Raw genomic sequence first — 26,992 nt, 5'->3', positions numbered from 1 at the left:
TCAGAGCGCGGAGTCATTCCGGGCCAATAGTATGAAGGACGATCGCCGCGCGGCCTGTCGGCATTGTTCAGCTGCAGCCGCTCGCTAGCCCTGATCGCCGCCGCCGACCGGCAGCACGGTGCCGGTGATATACGACGCTTCATCGGAAGCGAGGAACAGGATCGCGCCGACCTGTTCGTCGATCGTGCCGTAGCGATGCATCAGGCTCGACGCGATCGTCTGATCGACGATGCCCTGATACCACGTCGCTTCCAGCTCGCTTTGCGGTGCCGTATTGCGCGGCACGCGGCGCGGCGGCGCTTCGGTGCCGCCGGTCGCGACCGCGTTGATGCGGATGCCGTGTTCGGCATGCTCGAACGCGAGGCTCGCGGTCAGCGCGTTGACGCCGCCCTTCGAGGCCGCATACGGCACGCGATAGATACTGCGCGTCGCAATCGACGACACATTGACGATCGCGCCGCTCGCGCGCTTCAGCATCGCGGGCAACACCGCGTGGCAGCACCATAGCGTCGGGAACAGCGAACGCCGCACCTCGGCCTCGATCTGGTCTGCTTCATATTCCTCGTACGGCTTCGCCCAGATCGTGCCGCCGACGTTGTTGACGAGCGCGTCGATGCGGCCGAACGCCTCGATCGCGAAGGCCGTCATCGCGGCCGCGCCCGCATAGGTTTCGAGGTCGGCGATGAACGCGCGCGCTTCGCCGCCTGCGCACGTGACCTCTTCGGCCACCTCGTGCACGATCGGCGAACGGTCGACCAGCACCAAAGCCGCGCCCTCGCGCGCCGCGCGCAACGCGACGCCACGGCCGATGCCCTGGCCCGCGCCGGTCACGACGAGCACCTTGCCCTTGAAGCGATCGGTAAAGGTCGAAGTCATGCTACGTTGCTCGCCGAGAATTTTTCGTAGTAGAAGTTCACGGGCTCGACGCTGCTGTCGCGCAGCCAGCCCTGCACCGCTTCGACCATCGCGACCGGGCCGCATAGGTAGACATCGACGTCGCCGTCGTTCAGCCATTCACTATCCACATGCGCGGTCACGTAGCCCTTGCGCTCGTGGCTGCTCGAGGAATCGCCGACACAGGTGCGATAGCTGAAATTCGGCAGCGAGCGCTGCGCCTCTTCGATCTGTTCGAGCGCGACCAGATCGATGTCGTTGGTCACGCCGTACACGAGGCGCACCGGCTGCAGGTTGCCGCTCGCCTTCAGCACGTCGAGCATCGACAGAAACGGTGCGATGCCGGTGCCGCCCGCGAGGAACAGCACCGGACGCTGCGGATCGCGCAGATAGAAGCTGCCATACGGACCCGTGAAGCCGATCCGCTGACCAGGCTGCGCATCGTTGCTCAGAAAGCCGCTCATCTTGCCGTCCGGCACGTTGCGCACGACGAACGCCGCGCGCGTCGCGCCCGGCGCCGAGCTGAACGAATACGACCGGCTCTCGCCGCTCGCGCCCGGAATCTCGACGTTCACGTATTGACCCGCGAGAAAGCTCGGCGCGCTCGCGTCGTCGATATCGATCGAGAAATGGATCGTCGAATCCGACAGCCGTTCGACCGCCGCGAGCGTGCCTTCGAAACGCGACACCCCAGTCTTGCACGCCGCCGACGACGCCTGCACGCGAATCACCAGATCCGAGCGCGGCCGCGTCTGGCACGCGAGGATATAGCCCTGGCTCGCTTCCTCTGGGGTCAACGCATCTTCGACGTAGCTCGACTCGGGCATGTCGTACGCACCCGATTCGCACAGCCCCCGACAGGTGCCGCACGCGCCTTCACGGCAATCGAGCGGAATGTTGATCTTCTGCCGGTAAGCGGCATCCGACAGCGTTTCGTTCTCACGGCAGCTGATGAAGCGCGTGACGCCGTCTTCGAACTGAAGGGCAATAGTGTGTTCCATGACCTGTCTCCTGCAACCGCACCGGCTAGATGTGGTAGATGTCGATGACCTGATTGATGTAGTCGTTCTTCAGCACGACGTACTTGCTCAGGATTTGCGGCTGCGCGCCGTTGAAGTCGATCACGTAGCGCGACATGCCGAAGTAGCTGTAGTTCGTCTTGTAGCGATGGCTCAGCGTGTGCCAGTTGAAGCGCACCGTGTACACGCCGTTGTCCGCGCTCTCCACTTCGACGTTGGCCAGGTTGTGGCTCGTGCGCGTGTCGGGCATCGTCGCGCTCGAACGCTCGGTCTTGATGCGGAACACGCGGTCTTCGAGGCCCTGGCGGTTCGGGTAGTAGATCAGCGAGATCTCGCGCTGCGGATCGGTGACGAGCTTGTCCTCGTCGTCCCACGACGGCATCCAGAACGACGCGTCCGGGTGATAGCAGGCGAGCCACTCGTCCCATTGCTCGTCGTCGAGCAGGCGGCTTTCGCGGAACAGGAAAGCCTGAATATCGGTGATGGCGATGTTGCTCATGCGCGGCTCCCCGGCGCATTCAGCGCCTTTTTCATCGTGTCGATCCAGTAGCGGTGCTGCACCGTGTAGAGGCCCTCGTCCTCGGTCTTCACACCGCTCATCACCGGATTGAGGCCGATCTTTTGCGCGGCTTCGTCCGCGCCGCCGATCCAGTGCTTCGAACCGCGGCACATGTCGTTCCATTCGACCGCGCGGCCCGCATAGCCCAACTGGCAGGCGCGGAATTCCTCGAGGTCGTCGGGGGTGGCCATGCCGCTTACGTTGAAGAAGTCCTCGTATTGACGGATGCGGCGCGAGCGCGCTTCGTCGGACTCGCCCTTCGGCGCGATGCAGTAGATCGTCACCTCGGTCTTGTTGACCGACAGCGGCCGCAGCACCCGAATCTGCGAGCCGAACTGGTCCATCAGATACACGTTCGGGTAGAGGCACAGGTTGCGCGAGTTCTGGATCATCCAGTCCGCGCGCTCGGCGCCGCAGCGCGCGGCGAATTCCTCGCGGCGGCTGAAGTTCGGACGGTCTTCGGGATTCGCCCAGCGCGTCCACAGCAGCATGTGACCGTGCTCGAACGCGTAGAAGCCGCCGCCCTGACGGCCCCAGCTGCCGGCATCCATCGCGCGGATCTGGTCTTCGCGCGCGTTCTCTTCCTTGCGATGATTGGTCGTTGCCGCATAGTTCCAGTGCACGGCCGACACGTGATAACCGTCCGCGCCGTTTTCGGCGGTCAGCTTCCAGTTGCCTTCGTACGTATAGGTCGACGAGCCGCGCAGCACTTCGAGACCGTCTTCCGACTGGTCGACGATCATGTCGATGATGCGCGCGGCTTCGCCGAGGAATGTCTCGAGCGGCGGCACGTCATCGCTCAAGCTGCCGAACAGGAAGCCGCGATAGTTGCCGAAGCGCGCGAGCTTCTTCAGGTCGTGCGAGCCTTCCTTGTTGAAACAGTCGGGATAGCCGGCGTCCGCGGGGTCCTTGACCTTCAGCAGCTTGCCGCTGTTGTTGAAGGTCCAGCCGTGGAACGGGCACGTATAGGTCGCCTTGTTGCCGCGCTTGTGGCGGCACAGCATCGCGCCGCGATGCGTGCACGAGTTGATGAACGCGTTCAGCTCGCCCTGACGATTGCGTGCGATCACGACCGGCTGACGGCCCATGTAGGTCGTGAAGTAATCGTTGTTGTTCGGAATCTGGCTTTCGTGGGCCAGGTAAATCCAGTTGCCCTCGAAAATGTGCTGCATTTCGAGCTCGAACAGACGCTCGTCGGTAAACGCGCTGCGATGCAGGCGGTAATCGCCGCGCTCGCTGTCTTCGACGAGAAAGTCGTCGATGTTCTTCAGTTGCGGAGTGTGATCCGGGTAGATCGGAATCATGCGTGTCTCCTGATTCGGACTGTCGGTATGCGTGCGACGCACGCGTGTAGGGAGCGGCCTGCCTGCCGGGAGGCCGGTGGCCGGTTGGTCTTTCACGTCGGGGAGCGGAGGCGGTGCGCCTCCGTATGGCGTCAGGCCGTGGCGCGCAAGCGCTCGACCTTCGGCACGGGAGGTGGGACCTGGTGCCTGAGGGAATCGGTAGACAACCCTTGCATCGGGGTTGCGATATCAGCATGTCTCATTGCTGCTCCTGAACTCTTTCTAGGTCTTGGATCCCATGCGCGGAGGATTTGCCTGCGCCGTCTCCAGGGGCCGACCGACGCTTCAGACCGGGCCGAGTTATCGATGCTCGGGAGGTATAATTTTGTGGGGCGTCTACGGTAACTGAAGGATAGTTCTACGCCATTTGCATCGTCCAACACTGATTTGGTATTGCGACGATACTTAAAAGGTATTTCTATGGAACTGCGCCATCTGCGCTACTTCGTGGCCGTCGCCGAGGAATGCAATGTCACCAAGGCCGCCAAACGTCTGCATATTGCGCAGCCGCCGCTGAGCCGGCAGATCCAGCAGCTCGAAGACATCCTTGGCGTGCAGTTGTTCGAGCGCAACTCGCGGCCGCTGAAGCTGAGCGAGGCTGGCCGCTTCTTCTATTCGCACGCCGTGCAACTGCTCGCGCAAACGACGGAAATCGAGGCGATGACGCGGCGCGTCGGCAAGATCGAGCGCAGTTTGTCGGTGGGCTTCGTCGGCTCGACGCTGTACGGCATGCTGCCGAAAATCATCCGGCGCTTTCGTACCGAGAACAGCACCGTCGAGCTGAGCCTGCACGAGATGTCGACGATGGATCAGATCAAGGCGCTCAAGGAAGGCCGCATCGACGTCGGCTTCGGCCGCATCCGTCACGAAGACCCGAGCATCCGGCGCGTCGTGCTGCGCGAAGAACGGATGATCGTCGCGCTGCCGCTCGGCCATCCGCTGATCGCCGCGAAGCCGGTGCTGTCGCTGCACGACCTGACCGGCGAAACGCTGATCATCTTCCCGAAGGCGCCACGGCCCAGTTACGCGGACCAGGTGCTCGCCGCGTTTCACGATCGCGGTCTGAAGCCGCAGCGGCTCTACGAGACGCGCGAATTGCAGATCGCGCTCGGCCTCGTCGGCGCGGGCGAAGGCATCTCGATCGTGCCGGCGAGCGTGTACGGCTTGCAGCGCGGCGATGTCGCCTACAAGGACCTCGACGATCAGAACCTCGTGTCGCCGATCATCATGAGCATGCGCATGCTCGACGAATCGGCCGACATCCAGCGCATGCTCGAACTGATCTACGCGCTGTACGACGAAGAGCACATGACCTATCTGCCGCCTTCGCATTCGTAGAGCGGATTGCGCGGTTCGCGACCCGACGCTCAGGCGGGGCGTCGCCGTAACGAAGTTGTATGGACAAGATATCCGCCACGGTATAGACCGCGGGTATGCGCGAAAATTCCGGCTGCGCCCGCAACCCTTCAATTAGCCTTTCAAGCTTGTCCACAAAGGCTTTCACGCCTATTCCCTGTCTCCTTTCCGGGTGCCCGTAAGCACTAACCCCGATTGCCGCTCATCGCTCGTACGGATAATTTGTCTATACAACATCGCACCTCGCAGCATCCCTCCTGGAGACTTTATGAAGAAACTCGCCTTGTCCCTCGCCCTCGCGCTCGCTGCCACCGGCGCCTTCGCCAAAGATTGGTCCACGGTTCGCTTCGGCGTGGATGCGAGCTACGCGCCGTTCGAATCGAAAGCGACCGATGGCAAGCTGGTCGGCTTCGACGTCGACCTCGGCACCGAAATCTGCCGCCGTTTGAACGCGAAGTGCGTGTGGGTCGAGCAGGACTTCGACAGCATGATTCCGGCACTGAAGGCGAAGAAGTTCGACGGCGTGCTGTCGTCGATGTCGATGACGCCGCAACGCGCTGAGCAGATCGTTTTCTCGTCGAAGCTGTTCAACACGCCGACACGTCTCGTCGCGAAGCAGGGCTCGGGCATCCTGCCGACCGCCGATTCGCTGAAGGGCAAGACGGTGGGCGTCGAACAGGGCACGATCCAGGAAACCTACGCGAAGACCTATTGGGAGGCGAAGGGCGTGAAGGTCGTGCCGTATCAGAACCAGGACGCGGTCTATACCGACCTGCAGTCGGGCCGTCTGGACGCAGCGCTGCAGGACGCCGTGCAGGCTGACCAGGGTTTCCTGAAGACGCCGCGCGGCGCGGGCTTCGACTTCGTCGGCAAGACCATCGACGATCCGAAGATCCTCGGCAATGGCGCCGGCATCGGCATGCGCAAGGAAGACGCCGATCTGAAGACGAAGGTCGACAAGGCGATCGCCGACATGATCAAGGACGGCACCTACAAGAAGATCGAGCAGAAGTACTTCAACTTCGACGTGTACGGCAGCTGAGTCCGCCCCCACAAGCCCGCTCCACCCGATCGCCAGGCCCCGCGCGCATGCGCGCGGCTCGCTCCTTCAACAAGGCCCCCCCCATGCTGTTTCAAGGCTTCGGTCCGCTGCTCCTCGCGGGCACGTGGGTAACCATCAAGCTCGCGGTGCTGTCACTCGCGGCATCGTTTGCGCTGGGACTTCTCGGCGCCGCCGCGAAGCTGTCGACGAACCGTGCGATCTCGCGCATCGGCACGATGTACACGACGCTGATCCGCGCCGTGCCCGATCTCGTGCTGATGCTGTTGCTGTTCTACAGCATCCAGATCTGGCTCAATGACCTGACCGACATGTTCAGCATGGAGCAGATCGACATCGATCCGTTTCTCGCCGGTGTGATCACGCTGGGCTTCATTTATGGAGCGTACTTCACCGAAACCTTCCGCGGCGCGTTTCTCTCCGTGCCACGCGGGCAGATCGAAGCGGGCTTCGCGTACGGCATGAGCGCGCGGCGCGTGTTCACCCGCATCCTGTTCCCGCAGATGATGCGCTTCGCGCTGCCCGGCATCGGCAACAACTGGCAGGTGCTCGTGAAGGCCACCGCGCTCGTGTCGATCATCGGTCTCGCGGACGTGGTCAAGGCATCGCAGGACGCCGGCAAGAGCACGCAGTCGTTCTTCTTCTTCACGCTGGCGACCGGGGCCATCTACCTCGCCATCACCACCATTTCGAATCTGGTATTGAACCGCCTCGAGAAGCGCTACTCGATCGGCGTACGGAGGGCCGCGCTGTGATCGAACTGACTCGTCAATACTGGCAGAACTACCTGTTCACGGACGGCTTCAACTACACCGGCCTCGTCATCACGCTGTGGTTGCTGGTTGCGTCGATCCTGCTGGGTTTCGTGTTGGCCGTGCCGCTCGCGATCGCGCGCGCGTCGCGCAACCGCTACATCTCCGGACCCGTCTGGCTTTACACCTACATCTTCCGGGGCACGCCGTTATACGTTCAATTGCTGTTGATCTACACGGGCCTCTACAGTCTGCATTTCGTCCATTCGCACCAGATGCTCGACAGCTTCTTTCGCAATGCGATGAACTGCACGCTGCTCGCGTTCGCGCTGAACGAATGCGCGTATGCCACCGAGATCTTCGCGGGTTCGATCCGGGAGACCTCGCACGGTGAAATCGAGGCGGCCCAGGCTTACGGCATGTCGAAGTTCAAGCTGTACACGCGCATCATCCTGCCTTCGGCGCTGCGCCGGGCACTGCCCTCGTACAGCAACGAGGTGATCCTGATGCTGCACGCGACGACACTCGCGTTCACGGCGACCGTCCCCGACATTCTGAAAGTGGCGCGCGACGTCAACTCCGCGACCTACGCGACGTTCCAGGCGTACGGCATCGCGGCGATCCTGTATGCGGCGATCGTGTTCGCACTGATCTGGGGCTTCCGCAAGATGGAAATCCGATTGCTGGCTTATCTGAAACCGCAAGCGCATTAAACCCGGACGCATTCGCGTCCTGATGGAGCATACGAGCATGTACAAGCTGACGGTCGACGACCTGCACAAGAAGTTCGGCGACAACGAGGTATTGAAGGGCGTCTCGCTGAAGGCGAAGGCGGGCGACGTGATTAGCCTCATCGGGTCGAGCGGCTCCGGGAAAAGCACCTTCCTGCGGTGCATCAACTTTCTCGAATCGCCGTGCTCCGGGCGCATCACGCTGAACGGAGAGGAAATCAACACGAGCAGGGATCGCAACGGCTCCCTACGCGTGACCCATCCGAAGCAGTTGCAAACGATGCGCACGCGTCTGTCGATGGTGTTCCAGCATTTCAATCTGTGGGCGCATATGACGGTGCTCGAGAACATCATCGAGGCGCCGATCAGCGTGCTGGGATTGAGCCGCGCGCAAGCCGAGGAACGCGCTCGGAAGTATCTGACCAAGGTCGGTTTGCCGGCCAGCACGGAGAAAAAATATTCGTCGCATCTGTCCGGTGGTCAGCAGCAGCGCGTCGCGATTGCTCGCGCGCTTGCGATGGAGCCGGAAGTGATGCTGTTCGACGAACCGACTTCGGCGCTCGATCCCGAACTCGTCGGCGAAGTGCTGCGTGTGATGCAGGCGCTCGCCGAAGAAGGCCGCACGATGATCGTCGTCACGCACGAAATGGGCTTTGCGCGCAACGTGTCGAATCATGTCGTATTCCTGCACAAGGGCAAGATCGAGGAGCAAGGGCATCCGCATCAGGTGCTGACGAATCCGCGCAGTGAGCGGTTGCAGCAGTTTTTGGCGGGGCGGTTGAAGTAGCGGCGGCGGGGTATGGCGCGTCGTTCAGCCTCGCGCCTTACCCCGGATCATTTCCAGAACGACTGCGCCACTCACCAGATTGCACTGGTCTCCGCGCGGTTCACAGATACACCGTGTGTTCGCTCTCGCCCTCCGGCAGCACGAGGATCACGCCTGACTCCTGTGACCGCGCCGCGAGGCTGCCCGCATCGCGCAACGCGGGCCCTTGCCGTAAAAGCAGCGGCAATCCTGCTTTGACGCCATGACTTCGGATCCGAAGGACATCGCCGCTGCGCGTCACGCTCACTCTCGTAATCGCCGCACCGTCCGGGCCGCGCAACGTCACGCTCGCCCCTTTGCCCGAATCCAGCTCGAACAGGTGCAACGCGTAGTCGTAATCGGGACGCTGGTTCTCGGTCCCGATCGCAAGCAGCGTATTCGGCCGCACGTACAACGGTAGACTCAGAAATCCGTGCCGTTCGCGCACCCACCTGCCGCCCTCGACCTGCTTGCCGGTGAACAGATGGGTCCAGCGCTGGCTCGCGGTTGAGCGCGAAATGCGGGCCACGGTCGAGCGCGCCGGAAAAGTGTTCGACGCGCACACCGATCACGCCGCTTTGCGGCGAAAAGAAGCGCCACGTAAAGAGCCCGGTATCGAGCTGTCGTTCGCGGTTCGATACGTCACGCGCCGCCACGTGCACGAGCAGTTCGTCGCCGACGATCTCCACGCTGTGCGGTGCCGCCGAATACGACACGTTCAGGCCGTCACGGATCAACCAGTTGCCATCGCGGAGCGAGCCCGATGCGGAAGGCCATAGCCGGTACGTCACCGGAGGGCTGCTGTCGAGACTCGGACGAGACGGCTTGAATGTCCTCGACAGGGTCAGGCGAGCGTCGACTAAGGGTTCAACACGACCCACGCATTCCCGTCGACCGCGATCTTCACCGCATCGAGGTTCGCCCCCGCGCACGGTCCCTCGATACAGCGTCCATCTTCGAAGCGGAAAAGCGCGCTGTGATGCGCGCACATCAACACCTGCGCGCGATAGCACAGCACATCGCCGGGCTCGAAATCGAGCGGCACCGAAAAATGCGGGCAACGGTTCGCGTAAGCCCACGCCTGCTCGCCACGCCGCACGACCACGACGGGCACGCCGGCGGCCGTAGCTTCGACGACCCGCGCGCCGCCATCGGGCACGTCGGCAAGCGGGCACAGCGGTGTTTCGTTCATCGCTCAGACTCTCCGTTCCGGATTGCCGAGGCTCCAGTCCCACGGACGGATCTCGACGCAATCGAACAGCCCCGCCTGCATATACGGATCGTTGCTGACGAACTCCATCACATCGTCGATACGCTCCGCTTCGACGACCAGCAACGTGCCATTCATCGCATCGCATTGCGGCGCGAGCGTCGGACCGCCGAGGCGCACGAACACGCCACGATGCGTATTGCCGCGCAACCACGTCCGATGCACCGGACGCACCCGTTCGCGCACTTCGCGCATGCCGGGCTTGTCGGTCGCGAATACCGCGAAAAAACGTGCCATCGTCGTCAACTCCGATCGAGGATGAAGTCGTAGCGCGCTTCGCGGAACGGTCCATCGAAACCGAAGCGGCGCGCGAGTTCGTGATCCGCGCAGCACTCGCGATAGTCGACCATCAGCGAAGGTTTCACGCCGAACACCGCGTCCGAACCCAGATACGGATCCTCGCGATCGAACACATGCGTGACCAGTGTCCGATGCCCCGGCGCATCTATCATGAAGTGCAGATGCGCGGGTCGCCACGGATGCCGTCCAGTCGCTTCGAGCATGCGGCCGACCGGGCCGTCGGTCGGAATCGGATACCTGACTGGCACGATCGTCGAAATCGCGTAGCGGCCTTCGGCGTCGGTGCGAAAACGTCCGCGCAGATTGCCGTGCGGCTGCTCGGTGTCCTGCCCCGAGTACATGCCGTTATCGGCGGTCTGCCAGACGTCGAGCACCGCGTTGGCAAGCGGCTCACCGTCCGTCGACAGCACGCGCCCATGCACGAGTGCGGGCGTGCCCGGCGTGAACGCGATGTTCTCGCCGTACGCGCGCTCGGGCATGCCGCGAATATAGAACGGACCGAATACGGTGGTGTCGGTCGCGCCCGTCGCGAGACGGTGATTGATCGCGTCGACGAGCATCGATACGCCGAGCGTATCCGACAACAGGATGAATTCCTGACGCACGAGGTCATCGCACATCTTGCCGGTGTCGGTCAGAAAGCGAATGGCCGACATCCATTCGGCCTCGGTCGGCTCGACTTCACGCACGAACGCATGCATGTGCCGCACGAGGCTTTGCATCAGCGTGCGCAGCCGTTCGTCGGGCGTGCCCGCGAAGCTTGCTACCACCTGCTCGGTCAGGGCCTGCTCGGCCTCTTTACTGTCTGTCGACATGTCTTCCTCCATCGATTGTTCTGGCGGCGGTGCGTTGGCCAATGCTCAGGCGGGTTCGGCGCCCTGCCACGCACGTTGCAGCAGCGCGCGGATCGCGTCGCGCTCCACGGGACGCGGGTTCGCATACGGATTCTTGCACGCGAGATCGGCCGCTTCGTCGAGTCCCTGCTCGGGCATGCCGATCTGCGCGAGCGCCATCGGAATGCCGAGCGCGCGGTTCAGTTCGAACAGCAGCGCACCCGCGTCGGCCGCGCGCTTGCCGCCGAGCGCGCGTGCGACGCGCGCAAGCGCATCGGACGCGGCGCCGTGGTTGTAGTGTGCCGTATGCGGCAGCATCGCCGCATGCGTTTGCGCATGCGGCAGGTTGAACGTACCGCCCAACGTATGACACAGCTTGTGATGCAGGGCCATCCCGACCGCGCCCAGACAGGTGCCTGCGAGCCACGCGCCGTACAGCGCGCTGCTGCGCGCGGGGGCATCGTCCGGTGCGCGCACGATCGCGGGAAGCGCTTCGCCGAGCGCGCGGATCGCTTCCTCGGCCATCAGGCTGATCACCGGGTTCGCGTCTTCGGCATACAGCGCTTCGACGGCGTGCGCCATCGCGTTGATGCCCGAGGCCGCTGAAATGCCCGCCGGCAACGACAAGGTCAGCGACGGATCGTAGATCACCGTGCGCGGCAGCACGCGCATGTCGCGGCCGGTGCGCTTCAGTCGGCCCTCGGTGAGGCCGTAGATCGGCGTCATCTCGGAGCCTGCATAGGTGGTGGGTACCGCGATGATCGGCAGCGACGATTCGAGCGCAATCGCCTTGCCGAGGCCGACCGTCGAGCCGCCGCCCACCGCGACGCAGCAGTCGGCATCGAGCGCGGCAGCCGCATCGCGCGCTGCTCGTGCGACTCCGATCGGCACGTGCATCACGGCTTGCGCATGCACACCCGCCGCGCGCGCCCCAAGCACCTCCGCGACCCGATCGGCCAGCGCGTGCTGCTCGGGCGTCGCGAGAATCAGCGCGCGCTTCGCGCCGAGCCGCTCGAGCTCCGCGGGCAGCGTCGCGAGGCCGCCCCATTCGAACACCACACGCGACGGCGTGCCCTGATAGACGAAGCGCTCCATGCGGTCCTCAGCGTTTGAAATGCGGCGGCACGTTGCCGTCGACGTTGACCCACACCGAGCGCGCTTCAGTGTAGTCGTGCATCGCCTCGAAGCCCATCTCACGACCGTAGCCCGACTGTCCGACGCCGCCGAACGGGCTGCCCGGATTGACCCGCTTATAGCAGTTGACCCAGCACATGCCCGCCTGGATTCGCGCGGCCATCGAATGCGCGCGCGACAGATCGCGCGTCCACAGGCCGCTGCCGAGGCCGTAGTCGGTGCCGTTGGCGATCGCGAGCGCTTCGTCGTCGGTACGGAAACGCAGCACCGTGACGAACGGGCCGAACACTTCCTCCTGCGCGACGCGGTCGTCCGGACTCGCGGCCTCGACGACGGTCGGACGCACGTAGTAGCCATTCGCGAGCGTTGCGTCGCTCGGCGCGGCGCCGCCGGTCAGCACGCGACCGCCCTGCTGGCGCGCGATGTCGACGAACGCGAGCACGCGCTCCTGATGCTGCTTCGACGTGAGCGGACCCATCTCGGTGTCGGCATCGAGCGGATTGCCGAGCCGGATCGACGACGCAAGCGACACGAAGCGTTCGAGGAACTGATCGGCGATGCGCTCGTGCAGGATCAACCGCGAGCCCGCGATACATGCCTGGCCCTGATTGTGGAAGATCGCCCAGGCGGCGCCGTTGATCGCGGCGTCGAGATTCGCGTCGTCGAACACGATGTTCGCGCCCTTGCCGCCGAGCTCGAGCTGGACGCGCTTCAGATTGCCCTGCGAGGCCTCGACGATGCGCCGTCCGGTCGCGGTCGATCCGGTGAAGGCGATCTTGCCGACGCCCGGATGCCCGGCGAGCCGCTGCCCTGCCGTATGACCATAGCCCGCGACGATGTTGACGACGCCCTCGGGAACACCGACCTCGGCCATCAGCTCGACGATGCGCAGCGTGGACAGCGGCGTGATCTCCGACGGCTTGAGCACGACCGTGTTGCCGGCCGCGAGCGCCGGGCCCATTTTCCAGCTCGTGAACATCAGCGGGAAATTCCACGGCACGATCTGTCCGACCACGCCGATCGGCGCGCGCTGCACGTAGTTCAGAAAGCCCGCTTCGACCGGAATCACCGAGCCTTGCAGCTTGTCGGCCATGCCGCCGAAATAGCGGAAGCATGCTGCCGTACGCGGCACGTCGAGCGAGCGCGAATCGCGGATCGGGTGGCCCGTGTCCAGCGATTCGAGTTGCGCGAGTTCTTCGGCGTTGGCCTCGATCGCGTCCGCAAGCTTGAGCAGCAGGCGGCCGCGTTCGGCGGCGGGCAGCGCGGCCCACTTCGGGAACGCGCGCGCGGCGGCGTCGACAGCGAGATCGACATCGGCGGCGGTGGCCGCGGCGATCCGCGTGATCAGCGAGCCGTCGTGCGGATTGAGCACGTCGATCGTGCCGCCTTCGACGGCGTCCGTGAAGCGGCCGTCGATGAACAGTTGGGTTTGCATGAATGATCCTCGGTGAATGCGGGCGCGGGACTCTTCGATCGAGCCTTCAGAAATCGACGGGGTACGGCTTCAGCTCGCCGCTCTCGTAGCGTTTCGGCAGATTCGGCGTCGCGTTCTCCCATACGAGCAGCATCGAGCGCTTCGTCGAATAACCCTGATGGCGGATATCGGCTGGCATTGCGCAGATGTCGCCCGCGCGCATCGTGATCCGGGCGCGCGGCGCGCCGGTGTTCTTGTCGCCGATATCCCAGACGATTTCATCGGACAGTTGCAGGAACCACTCGACGCGATCGTTGCCGTGAAAAACCGGCAGGATGTATTCCTCGGTGGTCGGGCAGAACAGGCTCTGGCCGCACACCGACGTGACCGACGGATTCCAAGTGACGTCCGAGCGCGACAGATACTTGAACAGGTTGAACGCGTGCAGCTGGCCCTCGAAGCCAGGCTCCACGTGCACCTCCGGATCGTCCTGCGTGACGTCGGCGAACGCTCGGTTCACCGGCAGATCGTCGCGCAGCGGCGAGTCGTCTTCGAGGCCCGGCATGCGGCGCGTCGCGATGCGCGTGCGCTCGATCGCGGCATCGTTGTCGCCATGCTTGCGACCGAACGCGGTGCCGGTTTCCTCCGGGGCGGCGAATGGGTCGAAGCCCTCGTTGGTCCAGTCGTGCAGGATCGCCTTGAAGGTCGCCATGATCGTCGGCGTCTCGAAGGTCTCCACGTAATCGACGCCCGCGTCCTTCATGATGCCGTTGAACGAGCCCGCATACACGTCGACCTTGCCGTAGTGATTGCGCGTGCCGAACACGTGGTCGAAGTTGACCCAGCCGTAGAAGAAGCCCCAGGCGACGTCGCGCATCATCGCGCGCAGGAACGCATCGGCCGGCACCGCGTGGGTGCGGGTCTGGCCTTTCGCGGGCCAGTTGATCTTGACGAAGTACTCGTCGCGCAGGAATTCGAACGCGCCGAGCGTGAAGCGGCGATAGCCGGTGACCGCGTCGGGTTCGCTGGCGCGCACGGTGTCGGCGCCGAAGCCGGCCGGGTGATCGAGAGTTTCGAGGGATGCCATGTTTTGTCTCCTGTGTCGACCAGAGTTGGCGCTTTAGCTGTCGACCGGTGTTGGCGCTTTAGCGCCTACTCCGGTCCCATGCAAAGCTCTTACTCTGGTCCCATGCAAGGTACTTGCTAGGTAGTCTGCGTATCAGTGCAGGCAGATGTCGGCCCACTTCTCTACCGACAATTCCCCGAGCATCGTTTGCACGAGCGCGACGCCGGGTTTCTGCGCGGTGAAGCGATATGCGCAGCCGGCCGGCAGCAATGCCTGATGACCGCGACGCAGCACCACGTGGCCCATCGCGCGGCCGGCGGGTTGCGCTCCCGCTGCGACGGTGCCCGTGCCGCTCTTCGGCGGGTTGTCGAGCTTGATGAAATCGATGCGCACCTCGCCGTCCATCAGAATCGCGAACTCGTCGTGCGCGCAGGCGAACCATTGCGATTGGCCTTCGGTGCGCAGCGCCTCGATCACGTAGTCGAGGTTCTTGCCGACCACGACCTTTTCGTACGGCGCGGCTTCGGATGCGACTTCGAAGATGTTGGAAAACACGTAGTGGCGCGCTTCGCCGCTCGTGATTTCGATTTCGCCTTTGCGGTAGCCGTCGAGCGAGCCAAAGACGGTGTGGAATGACTGTTCGGTCATTGCTGTCTCCTTGTTGGAAGCGGGTGCTGTTGGAATCAACTTTAGAAGCGCAACAGGATGGCAACAACCGGCGATCGGGCGATTACACCATTTGCACTTTGCAAATAATCGCCGCGTGAGCAGCCGCCTTACGTCACCCAGCCACGCTCGATAAGCGGCCGGTCCCACGCGGGTTCGGGACCCAGGTACTCGGCCAGAAACTCGACCAGCGCTTTCACCTTGAGCGCCTGTCGTTGTGTCGCGGGATACACGGCCGCGAAATTCAGCGGCGACAGCGTGTAGTCGGTCAGAATCGGCACCAGCGAACCGTCGAGCAGCGCGGCGCTCGCGACGAGCGTCGGCAGACAGACGACGCCGCCGCCCGTCAACGCATAGTCGCGCAGCAAATGCACCGAATTCGAACGGATCATGCCCGGCAGCTCCATTTCGACGACCTCGTCGCCGTGCGCCATGGTCCAGCGATTGCGCGACGGGTAGCCCGAATACAGGGCCGTGGTGTGTTGCAGCAAATCGCGCGGATGCTGCGGCGCGCCATGCTCGGTCACATATGCGGGCGTCGCGCAGAAAAGGCGCCGCACTTTGAACAGCCGTCGCTCGATCAGCGATTCGGCGATCGGCGGAAAAATCTGGAAGGCGACGTCGAAGCCCTCTTCGATCGGATCGACCACCCGGTCGTTGACGATCACGTCGAGCTGGATGCCCGGATAGCGCCGATTGAACTCGGCGAGCGGCGCCCCGAAATGGCCGAGCGCGAAGCCCGGCAGCATCTGGATGCGCAAGCGGCCCGTCGGTGTAGCGCGCAACTCGCGCATCTGATCGGTCAGTTCGTTGACACGTCCGACCACCTCCGCGCATTCGCGATAGAACGTCTCGCCCACTTCGGACAGGCGCACGACCCGTGTGCTGCGATGAAAGAGCGGCGCGTTGACGAACTTCTCCAGCTGCTGGATGCGCGTCGTGATCACCGAACTCGTCACGCCCAACTGCCGCGCCGCTTCGGCGAAGCTGCTCGTCTCGGCCACGCGTACGAAGGCCTCGATGCTCAGAAAACGGTCCATGCTGCGTCCTTGTCCACTCGTCCAGCCTGTCAGTGTATCTGGGCTGGGGCGCGTGAACGCGCCGCTCGGTCGGCGACAACGGTCTTGTCGTAGAGCTCGGCGCCCACTGCGTTGCCGAGCGCCGCGCCGACCGGTTGCAGCGCATCATTCCGGTTGCTCACCGGCCGGCAGGTCGAGCGATGGCGTGAGCCTCTGACGACGCACTCGGGCCGGCGCGGTTTCCTCGAGCAGCAGGCTCACACCGATGCCGAGCAGCACCGCGCAGATCGGCAGCCACAGGATGTGCTGGATGCCGAAGTGTGTCGCGACGAAGCCCGCCAATGCCGGCGCGATGCCGCCGCCAAAAATCTCGCCCGCGCCGACGACGACGCCGATCGACGTCGAGATCATGCCGATCGGCGCAGCTTCGGTCGCAACCGGACCGGACAGCAGCGACACGAGTCCGAGCGTGAAGAACGACGCAACGAACAGTACCGCGAACAGCTGCACCGGCTGCGCGCCCAGTCCGCGGAACAGGTACAGCATCACCGCGGTGCCCGCAAAGCCGACGATGCTCGCCGCGCGCCGCCCGGTCAGGTCCGACAGCCCCGGCAAACCGAACTGGCCGATAAAGCCGCCAAAGCCGATCGCGGAGACGACGACGCCCATGCGCTGCGTGTCGAGCGACAGATACTCGGTCAGGTACAGCGGCAGCATCGCGCCGAGCACGAACACGCCGGTCATCGCGCAGAACAGCGCGGCCATCGCGATCGGGATGTTGCGGCTCTTCAGCACGTCGCGCCAGTTGCCGTGTTCGGCCGGGCACGTGGCGCGCTTCGGCGTGGCTTGCGGCGCGGCTTTCGGTTCGCGAATCACGAAGAACATCAGCACGCCGAGAATCAGACCCGGCACCGACACCAGCGCGAACACCCAGCGCCACGTGACCACGCTGAGCAGCTGCGTCGCGATGATCGGCGACAGCGCGAGGCCGAACAGCGCGAAGCCGCTTTGCTGCAGGCCGAGATTGAAGCCGCGGCGTTTCGGATGCGATGCATCGGCGGTCGCGGCGAAACTGGTCGGGCAGAACGAGCCTTCGGCGACGCCCATCAGCGCGCGCACCGCGAGCAGGCTCATCAGCCCGCCGGCGAGCCCGGAGAAACCGGACAGCAGCGAGAACGCCAGAATCGCCGGAATCAGCACCTTGCGGCGCCCGATCCTGTCGGAGATGCCGCCCATCAGCGCCGCGAAAATGCCCCACGACAAGCCGAGGATGCCGATGCAGTTGCCGACGTCCTGCGCGGTCAGCTGCAGGTCCTTCATGATGGCCGGAAAGAGCGGCGCGATCAGCCACCGGTCGAGTCCCACGAGGCCGAAGCCGAGGGCCAGCAGCACGACGGCCTTCCATTCGTAGGCCACGTCCCAGTCATTCGATTTCATCTTTGTCTCCATAGGCCGGCCGCTTTGCGCGCGGACGGCATTCGCTGGCGCGGAGGCGCGCCGCCGGGTTCGTCGAATTCAGCAATGGGTGTCGTGCCGCGCGTCGTCGGTGCGGCAGCGACGCGGCCAAGATTGGCGCAAGTGCGGCGGCTCAAGTACGGGACAAGCGGCGAATGCGGTATTCGTGAATCGCAAATAATCGCGATGGATGGCGCGGCAGCGAGCGTGGGCAAGGCTCGGCGGTATGCGGCGGGAGCGAATCGCATGCGCGTGAGGACACCCCAGGACAAGCCCGGGTAGACGCGCGGATGGGCCGCGGGCGGGTGGGGTGCGGGTCACCTGATGTAATACGTTCGGCTACCCGCGTTTGGATCGAATGCCTGTTTGGAGTCGGCTCGCTATTGGTCGGCGAAGACTGCAGCGCGGTGCCTATGCGGCAGACGATTCCCGCGACAGCTCAACAACCGCCTGCAGGATCGCGGCGCGCGCCTGACCGAGAATCAGCCCGAGCCACACGTGGTCCTCGCAGTAGAAGCCGGCGCGGATCTCGGCGCGAATCGCGTCGATCTGTTGCGGGTCAGCGTCGGGATGCCGACGCACCCACGCATCGGCGCGCAGCCGGTGCAGCATGTCGACGAGCTGCACCGCGCCCTACTCGATCGCAATCGCCGTCGTACGCGCGTGCGTGCAGGTGCGGAGCAGCGTATCGAGGACCGGACCCGCGACGTTTGCCGCGACCCACGTCAGCACCCGCAGACGGCGCGCGCTGGCCGGACCGATGCGCGCGACGTCGGTGGCGAGCTCCTCGTTGCCGAGGCCACCCAGACCCGCTATCACGTGACTTTCGACGCGCGCCGCAGCAGCCGCGGCGGACCGCAGACAAAGCCGCCGCGCCTCCCCGTACGACGACGCGAAATACGACGATGGGTTCATCGAAGCTCCGGAAAGTTATGCAGGCGTCAGGAAGGATTCGGTCAGACGCACCCAGTAGGTCGAACCGAGCGACAGCACGTCGTCGTTGAAATCGGTCGATCTCGCCGCGCGCGTCGATTCGGGCGAAATCGACGCGGCCGTGATCATCGACACGCCGGGCCGCCGCCCGGCCAGTGCCCAGTGGACGCCGGTCTATTCGGAGCCGCTCGTGCTGCTCGTCAATGCGAACGTGGCTGAAGCGCCGGTGGTCGAGTTATTGCGCGCGCGGCGCTTTCTGCGTTTCGATCGGACGCAGCGCACCGGTGTGATCATCGACCGTGCGTTGCGCAAGCAGCGCGTGAAGGTCAACGAGTTTCTCGAACTGAATTCGCTGGAAGGGATCGCCGAACTCGTGCGCCAAGGTATCGGTATTGCGGTGGTACCGCTGCTGCGCCGCTGCTCATGGACTCGCGATGACGCATTGCGCGTCGTGCCGCTGCCCGACGCTGGCGTGCGGCGCAACGTGGGAATGCTGGAGCGCGCGCAGCATGGAAAGATGAGCGTGACGGCGGCGATCGTTCGGCAGTTGAAGGAAGTGATCTGAACACGTCAAACCCTCGAGCAACTGCTCTTGCCCGTCGCCAGATCTGCGTTGCGACGCCGAGCCGCATCGGAAACCGGGGATGACTAACCGCGCAGGCTCCCGGCTGGCTTGACAGTTAGTAGCGTTTTACAGCTGTCAGCCGAGCCGGGATAGTTCCGGCCAGTCGCGCCCGATATACTCCGTTCACCCCTGAACGTCTTTCAGCCACGGGCGACCACTCGGACAATGAAAGCAACGGACCTCGAACAGCGCATCCTCAAACAATCGCTGCTGTGCACGGCGCTGATCGCCGGCCTCGGCATCGCGGCCGGGATTCTGAGCGGCTCGCTGGCGATCATCTTCGACGGCATGTTCTCGGCTCTCGACGCCGCGATGTGCAGCCTGTCGCTGCTCGTCACCCGCCTGCTTCGGCAGGAGAGCAGTCGACGCTTCCAGCACGGCTTCTGGCACATCGAGCCGCTCGTGCTCGTGTTCAACGGCAGTCTGCTGTCGGTGCTGTGCTTTTACGCTTTCATCAACGCGGTCAAAGGCCTGCTCGACGGCGGCCACGAGCTCGAGTTCGGCTGGGGTGTCTTCTACGCAGTGGTGGTTGCCACGTTCGCCTTCGTCATGTTCTTGCGCGAGCGGCGCGTGAATCGCGCGATCGACTCCGAACTGATAGCGCTCGACATCAAGAGCTGGCTGATGTCGGCGTGCGTCAGCGCGGCCCTGTTGCTGGCGTTTTCGATTGCATGGCTGCTCGAACGAATCGGGCACGGCCACCTGACACCGTACATCGACCCCGGCGTGCTCGCACTACTGACGCTCGTCCTGATCCCGATGCCGATCGGAACCGTGATCGACGCGGTCAAGGAAGTGTTGCTGATCACGCCGCTGGATCTGGAGCGCGAGTTGCACGACCTGATGCAACAACTGACCGCCGACTACGGCTTCGTCAAGCACTCGCACTACGCGACGCGCGTCGGCCGCGGCCTGTTCGTCGAGGTGCATATCGTGCTGCCCGAAGCGATGGAGCACGCCGGCGTCCGCCAGTTCGATCAGATTCGCGACAGGATCTCGCGCGCAATCGGCGAATCGGGCCCGGACCGCTGGCTGACGGTGGCGTTCACGCGCGACCCGCGCTGGTTGTAACTTTCGCGGCTAGTCCCCGAACGGGTTGCCGGTGTCCTTCACTTCGGTACTGAGGTTGTATTCCGCACGCATGGCCTTGAGTACGCCCTCGATGTCGCGCTCGAAACCAATCGCGTTTCCGAAGTGGGTCATGTTCCAGTTGCAGCCTGTCTTGTCAGCCTCTTGCAATTGCGGCCGCGGCACGCGAATCTTCACGCCATCCTCGACGATTTCCTGCAGTCGATGGATTCGCCGATTGACCTCCTGCTGAAGCTGCGAGGCATTAAGCGTCTTGCGTATCATCCAGGTCTCCTCCCGGTTGCTCGAGCCAGTCTAACGTAAGTGATGCGTTTCGCGACCTGGCGCTGAAATGCGAAGCGCCAGAGAGAAACCAGGCATATCGGTTCGTGGGGGTGCGTCAGCCAGCGCCGACGCGCGCGAAAGTCTGGCGGCTTTAGACGACGATGGTTGTGCATCGCACCACACATTCGTTCGCGTTCTCTGTCGCCGGCCTGGATTGTTTCCCCGATAGCCAGACATACGGATTACGAGGAACATAGGCATGCGCTAAAAGTTGCCAACGTGTAAAACCGGTGGGGGTAAGCATGGGACAACTCGACTTCAGTACCTTCGAGCACGAAGGTTGGGAGCGGGTCGCGCAGGCCTATCATGAGTATTTTGGTGATTTGACCGCCCAGTCGAACCAGGCCATGCTCGAGACCCTCTGCATTCGGCGGGGAGCCCGTTTTCTCGACGTCGCCTGCGGCCCGGGCTACCTCGCGGCGGCCGCCGCGCGCAGCGGCGCGGATGTCACCGGCGTGGATTTCTCGGTCGCGATGGTCGACAAGGCGAGACGCGTCTTTCCGGCACTTGAGTTCCGCGTCGGCGACGCGGAGGATTTGCCATTTCCCAACGCAAGCTTCTCGGCAGTGGGGATCAGCTTCGGAATGTTGCACTTTGCGCACCCCGAGCGCGCACTCGCGGAGGCGTTTCGTGTACTGCAACCTAACGGCAGAATCGCCTTCACGGTATGGGCGACACCGAACAAGGCGGTTGGCTTCGGCATGGTGTTGAAGGCGATCGAGGAGCACGGGACGACCGACGTACCCGTCCCGCCGGGACCACCCTTCTTCCGATTCAGCGATTGGGAGGAATCGAAGCGCCTGTTGCTCGATGCCGGGTTCGTCCAACCGGAGGTGCGGGAGTTGGACCTCACGCTCGTGCTTCGTGCTCCCAATACACCTTTTCATGCACTCCTGCGTGGTGGCGTGCGGGTTTCCGCGTTGCTACACGCGCAGACGCCGGCCGCGCTAGCGTCTATTGAACGGGCCGTCGCACACGACGCGCAGGCGTATCGCAGCGATACTGGGGACCTGCGGCTTCCGATGAGCTGCGTTCTGGCTTCCGCACTCAAGCCTTAGGGCGAGCGGGCTGACTCAACTCACCTAGACCGTCGCGGCGAGCTTGAATTCATCGAACCTGGCTACTGGTGGCGATAGTTCCTGGACTTCCAGACGGTCGACCAGACCTGCATGCGCACCGTCAACCAGCCAATGGCAGATTCGCTCGAGTTCTTCAGCGTGTCCTTGCAACACAGCCTCGACCGAACCGTCCATCCGGTTGCGCACCCAACCCGTGATGCCTCGAGCCGTGGCCTCGTTGATGCAAGCCTGCCGGTAACCTACACCCTGCACGTGGCCATATACCCTGACCAGTCTGGTCCGTAAATCGGTATCGAACTGTGGCGTCATGATGCACGTAACTCCAGGCCGGATAAGACGCAGCGCGGTTGCCTCTGGTCGCTGTCGCTGTCAGTCCGCAAACAAAAGCTCTGCTCGACACGAATCGCGGGTTCGACAGTCAACCTCCGCGCACCTCGTCGCTTTCGCCTGCCGAGTCTGTCGCCTCCCAATCCGCGTTCGTCGTTGCTGCTGGCGTCACCGGCTTGATACGTGTCCACCACGCGGTATTTGCCGGTGCATGGAAGCGGAACTGCGTGCTCCATGCCGCCCAGAACTCCCGCTGTGCGGCCTGGGACGTCGGGAGAACAAAACCTAACTTCTCAGCGAGTGCCGGCAGATAAAGGTCAAACGCTGATTTGACAACGTCGCCCCAGCTTCTTGCCTCAAGAATCGCAAGTCGATACGCAATTGCCGCAATGGCGGCCGCAATCGCAGCGTTCTGAAAAAGATCCGCCAACAGGTAATTACCGGCCAGTCCGTCCGCAAGCCAGAGGTCAATCGCTCGCACAAAGGTAAAGATGGACGTAAAGGTACCCAGAACGACGAGTCCGACCAGAAAGTCAACTGGAGCTCTCGCATCCGCAATGATTGCTTGATAGTCCTTTGGGATGACTGCAAGAAGACGCGGCCATACGAATATGCTGTCAACCTTATAGACTTCGCTCGAGTAACCCTCGAATGCACGCAACGTGTTCCCAAAGGCCGTAGGAAGAACGAGATTTTCATTCCGGGGGAAATCACGGGCGTTCCGCTCCTGGTTGCGGTACAGCCTCGCCCTTACGGTGGCTCGGTTCGATTCAGCCTTTCTGTATTCCAACGATTCCTTTGAGGCTTTAAGCCGCTCGATTGTACTGTTCTCTGTAGCGAGTTCCGTACCGAGGCGTTCTATGAGGTCCAGCTGACGATTGCGGCGATTTCGCTCATCGCGCTTCCAGGCCTCGCGATTGAATGGCCATTTGTATCCTTCGAGGACCTGATAAAACCAGTTGTTCAATACCAACAGGATCAGCGATAGGACCCATACGATTATGAGGAAAGAGAACAGGCTTCCAACCTTGTCGCTGTCCGAGGTCACCTTGTGTAGCAAATCGCAAAATGCCGGGATATCGGCGTTTGCCGCGAGAAAGCCTGTAAAGCCCAGCAGGGCCGGCAAAAAGAAGCCGAGGATAAATGCTTTGTCCAGCAGTTTCGATAGGCCCGAGAGCATCGGAGATTATCCCTTGGCAAATTCAGCGACGCACTGGCGGTGGGTTGTCGTCATCTGGGTCCTGCTGCGACTGTCCCGGAAGACCTCCGAATTGAAGAGCCCGGTGAACGGCATTCAAATCGATGCTTGCAAGTTTGCTCGGAGGCGTTGCTGAGCCGGAGTCGTCCACAAGATGTTGATAGAGGAAATCGACAACCGCACTGAGGGCATTGAGGGCGCTCGCGTAATCTCGTGCAATCGCCAGGTCGTGGACTTCTACGGCCCGCCTCATTACCAATTCGCGTAGCGGTTCCGGTGCTGATTCGTATTGGCGAGCAAACGCGGCGTTCCGTTTGATCTCTTCAAGCCGGTCAATCGCTTTTGAGGCACTGCGGCGGCTCTGCCCCCTAGGTACATGCGTGGCGCTGCGCCCGACCACTTTTGTCAGCAGTTCGACGATTTCACGAGATGAGTTTTCTTTCATCCTGGCTCTCCAAGGGGAAAACACACTCGCCTCCCCGGCCCCGCCCGGTCGTCAATGCTCGAACCGTTACTCTCGATGTTAGTACAGCTGTTCGGTAGGAGGAAACAGTATATCGGTGCGCAGGCCGCAGAAGTGTCACGTGGAATTCGCAACAAGTGAACTATCGCCGGGTTCCTCGCTGCCTCGCACATACGGTTGTTCAAGCGAGCGACACAGGACGATCCCTGAACGCTTGCCGGGCAATGTTCAGGAACGTGCGGGCGCAATTCTCCGCAGCGAAATGTTGGTTTCGGACAGTCGGTGCGCGGTCAAAGTGTAGGGCGAGTCCCACCACCGAGTCCACGTCGCCACTGTCACGCGAGCATTCAACGCCTACGCAGCGGGTTAGCGGCACGCTTGCCTGACAGCCCCTCCATCGGCACGGTCTTTGCGTTCAGAAACTGCGTCAACCGGAGATAGCCATGATGCGATGTTTTGCGGACTTCGCTCCCAAGCAAGCGCTGCGCGGCAGTGCAGCCGTAGTTGCTGCCACCATACTCCTGGCAGCATGCGGGACCGGAATGGCGGCATTCGCCGGACTGCTTCCGAAATCCGACGGCGTAGCGACTGCAGTGACCGCTACGCCGTTGGTCGAACTGCAGACCACGATGACGAATCTAATCCAATCCGGTTTCGAGGACATTTCCGCAGCTGCTGACTAAGCTCGCCCGCAAGCTCGGCGGTGCCGCGCCGCGCCGCGTGATATCACTGTCGGAACCGACTTCACCGTTCATCAGGCGTTGAACACGGTTCGTCTTCAACTCTGTTCTCTGCCATTAGGTATGCTTCTCTCTGTGTCTTGCGCCCACCGCGAAGCACGGCCACCAAACACCGGCACAGTCGCTTGCGCACGACCCAATGATCGGTCCGACAGGTACCGTTACGTCACCAGCGGGCAGGCACGGTCGCATTGATTGCGTTCGAGCAATCCCCAACACCTGGCGGGCCACCGCGTACTGCACGAACATAGGAGCGAAACGTGGCAAGTATTGACTTCGAGAACCTCTGGCAGTTGTTTCCAGTCACCGACGATATTCCCGAGACCGCCCGCCTCGCGGAGCCGATTCATCAGCGCGTCTCGCTCGTCGATGGAGAACTGAAGGCGTGGGATGGCGCCTGCAAGAACGTGCAGTCGCCAGTCTGCGTGCGACAAGCCTCCGGCGACGCTGAACAGGTCGTAATTGGCAGTTATCCGGTCATGGGCGAGGTCGAGAGCGATGCCGCGCTGAACGCGGCCGTGCGAGCCTACGATCACGGCCGCGGCGAGTGGCCAACGATGACAGTCGCGCAGCGCATCGGCTGCATGCAAGACTTCATTCGTCTCATGGCGGCCAGGCGCCATGAGATTGTGAATCTGATCATGTGGGAAATCGGCAAGAGCCTTGCCGATTCGCAGAAGGAGTTCGACCGCACCATCAGCTATATGCAGGACACTATCTCGGCGCTCAAGGAGCTAGACAATAGCAACTCGCGCTTTGTCATCGCCGAGGGAACCATCGGCCAGATTCGCCGCGCCCCGCTGGGCGTCGTACTGTGCATGGGCCCTTACAACTATCCGCTGAACGAAACGTTCGCGACGCTCATTCCCGCATTGCTGATGGGCAACACCGTCGTGTTCAAGCCGCCCCAATATGGCACGCTACTGTTCTTTCCACTGCTCGAGGCTTTCCGCTCTGCTTTCCCGAAAGGCGTCGTCAACACGATTTATGCACCGGGTGCGGTGGTGGTGCCACACATGCTCGCCTCAGGAAAGATCGACGTGCTTGCCCTCATCGGCTCAAGCAAGGTTGCAGACCACCTGAAAAAACAGCACCCAAAGTCGCATCGGCTACGCGCCGTTCTCGGCCTTGACGCCAAAAACGCCGCGATTGTGTTGGCTGACGCCGACATAGACCTCGCCGTGAAGGAATGTCTGCTCGGTACGTTGTCGTTCAATGGTCAGCGGTGCACAGCGCTCAAGATATTGATGGTGCACCGCTCGATCGCCGATACGTTTCTTCAGCGCTTTAACGCAGCGCTCAAAAATCTCAAGGTCGGCATGCCGTGGGAACAGGGTGTGTCCATTACACCGCTGCCGGGCATGCATCGCACGGCCTACATGACCCAGGCAATTGACGATGCGAAAGCGAAAGGCGCGGCGGTCGTGAACGAAGGTGGTGGCGTGTTCTGCAAAACTCTTTTCTATCCGGCCGTGGTGTACCCCGTGAAGGAAGGGATGATGCTCTATCGTGAGGAGCAGTTCGGACCGATCATCCCAGTCGTGCCGTTCGATGACATCGATACACCACTCGAGTATGTCATCACTTCGGACCACGGTCAGCAGGTCAGCATTTTCGGCACCGACGCTGCCCAAATTGGCTCGCTGATCGACCCACTCGTCAATCAGGTGTGCCGCGTCAATCTCAACAGCCAGTGCCAGCGAGGCCCAGACGTCTTTCCGTTTGCCGGCCGCAAGGATTCTGCGGAAGGTACGCTATCGGTCACCGATGCATTGCGCGCGTTCTCGATTCGCTCCATGGTCGCGGCCAAGGAGACCGACCTGAACAAGACGCTGCTCGATACGATGGTCACGAATCATCACTCGAAGTTCGTGAACACCGGTTTTATCTTTTAGCGGCTCGATGGGTATCGAGCTCGAGTCCCGATGCGGAGATTCAGCGCGCGATGCCGTAAAGGTCAGCGCATCGCGCGCATGTTGAGTGAAAGGGTCCATTCTTCAGTTGGCGCGATTTCGCGCGACGTCCGGCCAGTCGATGCCCGTAGAAAAGCATAGGTCTAAAAGCGACGAATATTTGCGACGTCCTATGGCGCTGCTTCATGCATCGACCCAACGCTTTTCCCCGGTGCAGGATGCGCGGAGCGGGTCACTGCGGGTCCGGATGAGCCAAGCCCGCTTGCTCGATAATCTGTTCGTATTGTTCCACACCGACTACGGCTCGGTACTCCTGCATCAGCCGGATGAGCGCCTGCGACGTCCTGGAAATCACACCGTAGACTTCCAACTGCTCAGCGTGCACCAGGGCCTGCCCCAAAGTCATGGCCACGTCAGTCTCCTTATTGCAGTTGAACAGCGAGCAAGTCGTTGGCGAACGCGGGCCGGGCGGAGGCGAACTCCATCAGGTCGAGGAAGCCCTCGCTGACCGCAAATTCATGCAGCGCATCATCGCCGCTGTCAGCTTTGATGCGACCGTAGCTTTCGACCATTTTCAGGTCGGTAATCAAGTACATCATCTCAACCTCTTTCTGTCTGGGAATGC

31 protein-coding genes are annotated in these 26,992 nt (G+C 62.7%); 9 read left to right on the top strand and 22 right to left on the bottom strand.

Features of this window, described 5'->3' with window-relative positions:
• Positions 1–84: 84 nt before the first annotated feature.
• Genes OKW41_RS18820 through benA form a run of 4 tightly spaced genes read right to left on the bottom strand, consistent with a single transcriptional unit; the run spans position 85 to position 3,776 of the window.
• Entirely contained in the window at positions 85–876 is a 792-nt protein-coding gene (locus OKW41_RS18820; protein WP_429573568.1) for a 1,6-dihydroxycyclohexa-2,4-diene-1-carboxylate dehydrogenase, read from the bottom strand.
• Positions 873–1,895, bottom strand: a complete 1,023-nt coding sequence (gene benC / locus OKW41_RS18815; RefSeq protein ID WP_429573567.1) for a benzoate 1,2-dioxygenase electron transfer component BenC — start codon at positions 1,893–1,895, stop codon at positions 873–875. The genes OKW41_RS18820 and benC overlap by 4 nt, the downstream gene beginning before the upstream one ends.
• Before the next feature lie 25 nt (positions 1,896–1,920).
• Positions 1,921–2,412 carry a benzoate 1,2-dioxygenase small subunit gene (benB, locus tag OKW41_RS18810; RefSeq protein ID WP_018422598.1) on the bottom strand — a complete coding sequence of 164 codons (492 nt, stop codon included), beginning with the start codon at positions 2,410–2,412 and terminating at the stop codon, positions 1,921–1,923.
• Complete coding sequence (gene benA / locus OKW41_RS18805) at positions 2,409–3,776, bottom strand: benzoate 1,2-dioxygenase large subunit (RefSeq protein ID WP_429573566.1); 1,368 nt, start codon at positions 3,774–3,776, stop codon at positions 2,409–2,411. The genes benB and benA overlap by 4 nt, the downstream gene beginning before the upstream one ends.
• 459 nt (positions 3,777–4,235) lie before the next feature.
• Here benA and OKW41_RS18800 point away from each other — a divergent pair, with 459 nt between their 5' ends.
• The 5 genes from OKW41_RS18800 (at position 4,236) to OKW41_RS18780 (ending at position 8,501) form a co-directional block, all read left to right on the top strand.
• Complete coding sequence (locus OKW41_RS18800) at positions 4,236–5,153, top strand: LysR family transcriptional regulator (protein ID WP_429573565.1); 918 nt, start codon at positions 4,236–4,238, stop codon at positions 5,151–5,153.
• A gap of 286 nt (positions 5,154–5,439) precedes the next feature.
• Complete coding sequence (locus OKW41_RS18795; RefSeq protein ID WP_429573564.1) at positions 5,440–6,213, top strand: ABC transporter substrate-binding protein; 774 nt, start codon at positions 5,440–5,442, stop codon at positions 6,211–6,213.
• Between the two features lie 83 nt (positions 6,214–6,296).
• Positions 6,297–6,986, top strand: a complete 690-nt coding sequence (locus tag OKW41_RS18790; RefSeq protein ID WP_429573563.1) for an ABC transporter permease — start codon at positions 6,297–6,299, stop codon at positions 6,984–6,986.
• Positions 6,983–7,696, top strand: a complete 714-nt coding sequence (locus tag OKW41_RS18785) for an ABC transporter permease (protein ID WP_429448657.1) — start codon at positions 6,983–6,985, stop codon at positions 7,694–7,696. The genes OKW41_RS18790 and OKW41_RS18785 overlap by 4 nt, the downstream gene beginning before the upstream one ends.
• Positions 7,697–7,733: 37 nt before the next feature.
• Positions 7,734–8,501, top strand: a complete 768-nt coding sequence (locus OKW41_RS18780) for an ABC transporter ATP-binding protein (protein WP_429448659.1) — start codon at positions 7,734–7,736, stop codon at positions 8,499–8,501.
• Between the two features lie 100 nt (positions 8,502–8,601).
• Here the strand turns inward: OKW41_RS18780 and OKW41_RS18775 are convergent, their stop codons facing one another.
• From OKW41_RS18775 to OKW41_RS18720, 12 genes are all read right to left on the bottom strand, one after another.
• Positions 8,602–9,048, bottom strand: a complete 447-nt coding sequence (locus OKW41_RS18775) for a hypothetical protein (RefSeq protein WP_429573562.1) — start codon at positions 9,046–9,048, stop codon at positions 8,602–8,604.
• A gap of 330 nt (positions 9,049–9,378) precedes the next feature.
• Positions 9,379–9,711: a Rieske (2Fe-2S) protein gene (locus OKW41_RS18770; RefSeq protein ID WP_429573561.1), complete on the bottom strand. Its 333-nt coding sequence runs from the start codon at positions 9,709–9,711 to the stop codon at positions 9,379–9,381.
• Between the two features lie 3 nt (positions 9,712–9,714).
• On the bottom strand, positions 9,715–10,026 hold the full coding sequence (locus OKW41_RS18765) for a YciI family protein (RefSeq protein WP_429345846.1): 312 nt from the start codon (positions 10,024–10,026) through the stop codon (positions 9,715–9,717).
• Between the two features lie 5 nt (positions 10,027–10,031).
• The gene (locus tag OKW41_RS18760; protein ID WP_429573560.1) at positions 10,032–10,904 is read right to left on the bottom strand and encodes an intradiol ring-cleavage dioxygenase; all 873 of its coding nucleotides are present in this window, start codon (positions 10,902–10,904) and stop codon (positions 10,032–10,034) included.
• A gap of 45 nt (positions 10,905–10,949) precedes the next feature.
• Positions 10,950–12,017 (bottom strand): maleylacetate reductase, encoded by a 1,068-nt coding sequence (locus OKW41_RS18755; protein ID WP_429573559.1) that lies wholly within the window; start codon positions 12,015–12,017, stop codon positions 10,950–10,952.
• 7 nt (positions 12,018–12,024) lie between these two features.
• Entirely contained in the window at positions 12,025–13,491 is a 1,467-nt protein-coding gene (locus OKW41_RS18750) for an aldehyde dehydrogenase family protein (RefSeq protein WP_429448667.1), read from the bottom strand.
• A gap of 46 nt (positions 13,492–13,537) precedes the next feature.
• Positions 13,538–14,557, bottom strand: coding sequence for a hydroxyquinol 1,2-dioxygenase (locus OKW41_RS18745; RefSeq protein ID WP_429573558.1), 1,020 nt, complete (start codon positions 14,555–14,557; stop codon positions 13,538–13,540).
• Between the two features lie 132 nt (positions 14,558–14,689).
• The gene (locus OKW41_RS18740; RefSeq protein WP_429448671.1) at positions 14,690–15,184 is read right to left on the bottom strand and encodes a hydroxyquinol 1,2-dioxygenase; all 495 of its coding nucleotides are present in this window, start codon (positions 15,182–15,184) and stop codon (positions 14,690–14,692) included.
• Between the two features lie 128 nt (positions 15,185–15,312).
• The gene (locus OKW41_RS18735; RefSeq protein WP_429448673.1) at positions 15,313–16,242 is read right to left on the bottom strand and encodes a LysR substrate-binding domain-containing protein; all 930 of its coding nucleotides are present in this window, start codon (positions 16,240–16,242) and stop codon (positions 15,313–15,315) included.
• A 144-nt stretch (positions 16,243–16,386) separates the two neighbouring features.
• A complete protein-coding gene (locus tag OKW41_RS18730) occupies positions 16,387–17,658 on the bottom strand; it encodes an MFS transporter (protein WP_429573557.1) in 1,272 nt (423 codons plus the stop codon).
• Positions 17,659–18,087: 429 nt separating this feature from the next.
• Positions 18,088–18,303 carry a hypothetical protein gene (locus OKW41_RS18725; protein ID WP_429573556.1) on the bottom strand — a complete coding sequence of 72 codons (216 nt, stop codon included), beginning with the start codon at positions 18,301–18,303 and terminating at the stop codon, positions 18,088–18,090.
• A gap of 6 nt (positions 18,304–18,309) precedes the next feature.
• Positions 18,310–18,591 carry a DUF2817 domain-containing protein gene (locus OKW41_RS18720; protein WP_429573555.1) on the bottom strand — a complete coding sequence of 94 codons (282 nt, stop codon included), beginning with the start codon at positions 18,589–18,591 and terminating at the stop codon, positions 18,310–18,312.
• An 85-nt stretch (positions 18,592–18,676) separates the two neighbouring features.
• Between OKW41_RS18720 and OKW41_RS18715 the strand changes: the two genes are divergently transcribed.
• Together OKW41_RS18715 and OKW41_RS18710 are read left to right on the top strand one after the other, a co-directional pair.
• Entirely contained in the window at positions 18,677–19,174 is a 498-nt protein-coding gene (locus tag OKW41_RS18715) for a LysR substrate-binding domain-containing protein (protein ID WP_429448681.1), read from the top strand.
• A gap of 225 nt (positions 19,175–19,399) precedes the next feature.
• Complete coding sequence (locus OKW41_RS18710; protein WP_429573554.1) at positions 19,400–20,305, top strand: cation diffusion facilitator family transporter; 906 nt, start codon at positions 19,400–19,402, stop codon at positions 20,303–20,305.
• A 9-nt stretch (positions 20,306–20,314) separates the two neighbouring features.
• Here the strand turns inward: OKW41_RS18710 and OKW41_RS18705 are convergent, their stop codons facing one another.
• Positions 20,315–20,587 carry a hypothetical protein gene (locus OKW41_RS18705; RefSeq protein ID WP_429448683.1) on the bottom strand — a complete coding sequence of 91 codons (273 nt, stop codon included), beginning with the start codon at positions 20,585–20,587 and terminating at the stop codon, positions 20,315–20,317.
• 302 nt (positions 20,588–20,889) lie between these two features.
• Here OKW41_RS18705 and OKW41_RS18700 point away from each other — a divergent pair, with 302 nt between their 5' ends.
• Complete coding sequence (locus OKW41_RS18700) at positions 20,890–21,705, top strand: class I SAM-dependent methyltransferase (RefSeq protein WP_429573553.1); 816 nt, start codon at positions 20,890–20,892, stop codon at positions 21,703–21,705.
• Between the two features lie 24 nt (positions 21,706–21,729).
• Here the strand turns inward: OKW41_RS18700 and OKW41_RS18695 are convergent, their stop codons facing one another.
• The 3 genes from OKW41_RS18695 to OKW41_RS18685 form a co-directional block, all read right to left on the bottom strand.
• A complete protein-coding gene (locus OKW41_RS18695) occupies positions 21,730–22,035 on the bottom strand; it encodes an acylphosphatase (RefSeq protein ID WP_018422631.1) in 306 nt (101 codons plus the stop codon).
• Between the two features lie 109 nt (positions 22,036–22,144).
• A complete protein-coding gene (locus tag OKW41_RS18690) occupies positions 22,145–23,233 on the bottom strand; it encodes a hypothetical protein (RefSeq protein ID WP_429573552.1) in 1,089 nt (362 codons plus the stop codon).
• Between the two features lie 22 nt (positions 23,234–23,255).
• Positions 23,256–23,696, bottom strand: coding sequence for a hypothetical protein (locus tag OKW41_RS18685; RefSeq protein ID WP_090810764.1), 441 nt, complete (start codon positions 23,694–23,696; stop codon positions 23,256–23,258).
• Positions 23,697–24,714: 1,018 nt separating this feature from the next.
• Between OKW41_RS18685 and OKW41_RS18680 the strand changes: the two genes are divergently transcribed.
• Complete coding sequence (locus tag OKW41_RS18680) at positions 24,715–26,349, top strand: NADP-dependent glyceraldehyde-3-phosphate dehydrogenase (protein WP_429573551.1); 1,635 nt, start codon at positions 24,715–24,717, stop codon at positions 26,347–26,349.
• Positions 26,350–26,599: 250 nt separating this feature from the next.
• Here OKW41_RS18680 and OKW41_RS18675 read toward each other — a convergent pair whose 3' ends face one another.
• The gene (locus OKW41_RS18675; protein ID WP_429290767.1) at positions 26,600–26,779 is read right to left on the bottom strand and encodes a hypothetical protein; all 180 of its coding nucleotides are present in this window, start codon (positions 26,777–26,779) and stop codon (positions 26,600–26,602) included.
• 10 nt (positions 26,780–26,789) lie between these two features.
• Complete coding sequence (locus tag OKW41_RS18670; RefSeq protein WP_184005448.1) at positions 26,790–26,966, bottom strand: hypothetical protein; 177 nt, start codon at positions 26,964–26,966, stop codon at positions 26,790–26,792.
• Positions 26,967–26,992: the final 26 nt, after the last annotated feature.

The sequence above is a fragment of the Paraburkholderia sp. UCT70 genome (assembly GCF_050434085.1).
Classification (GTDB): domain Bacteria; phylum Pseudomonadota; class Gammaproteobacteria; order Burkholderiales; family Burkholderiaceae; genus Paraburkholderia; species Paraburkholderia tuberum.
Note: the sequence above shows the minus strand (reverse complement) of the source record. Positions and strands in the feature narration are given on the sequence as shown.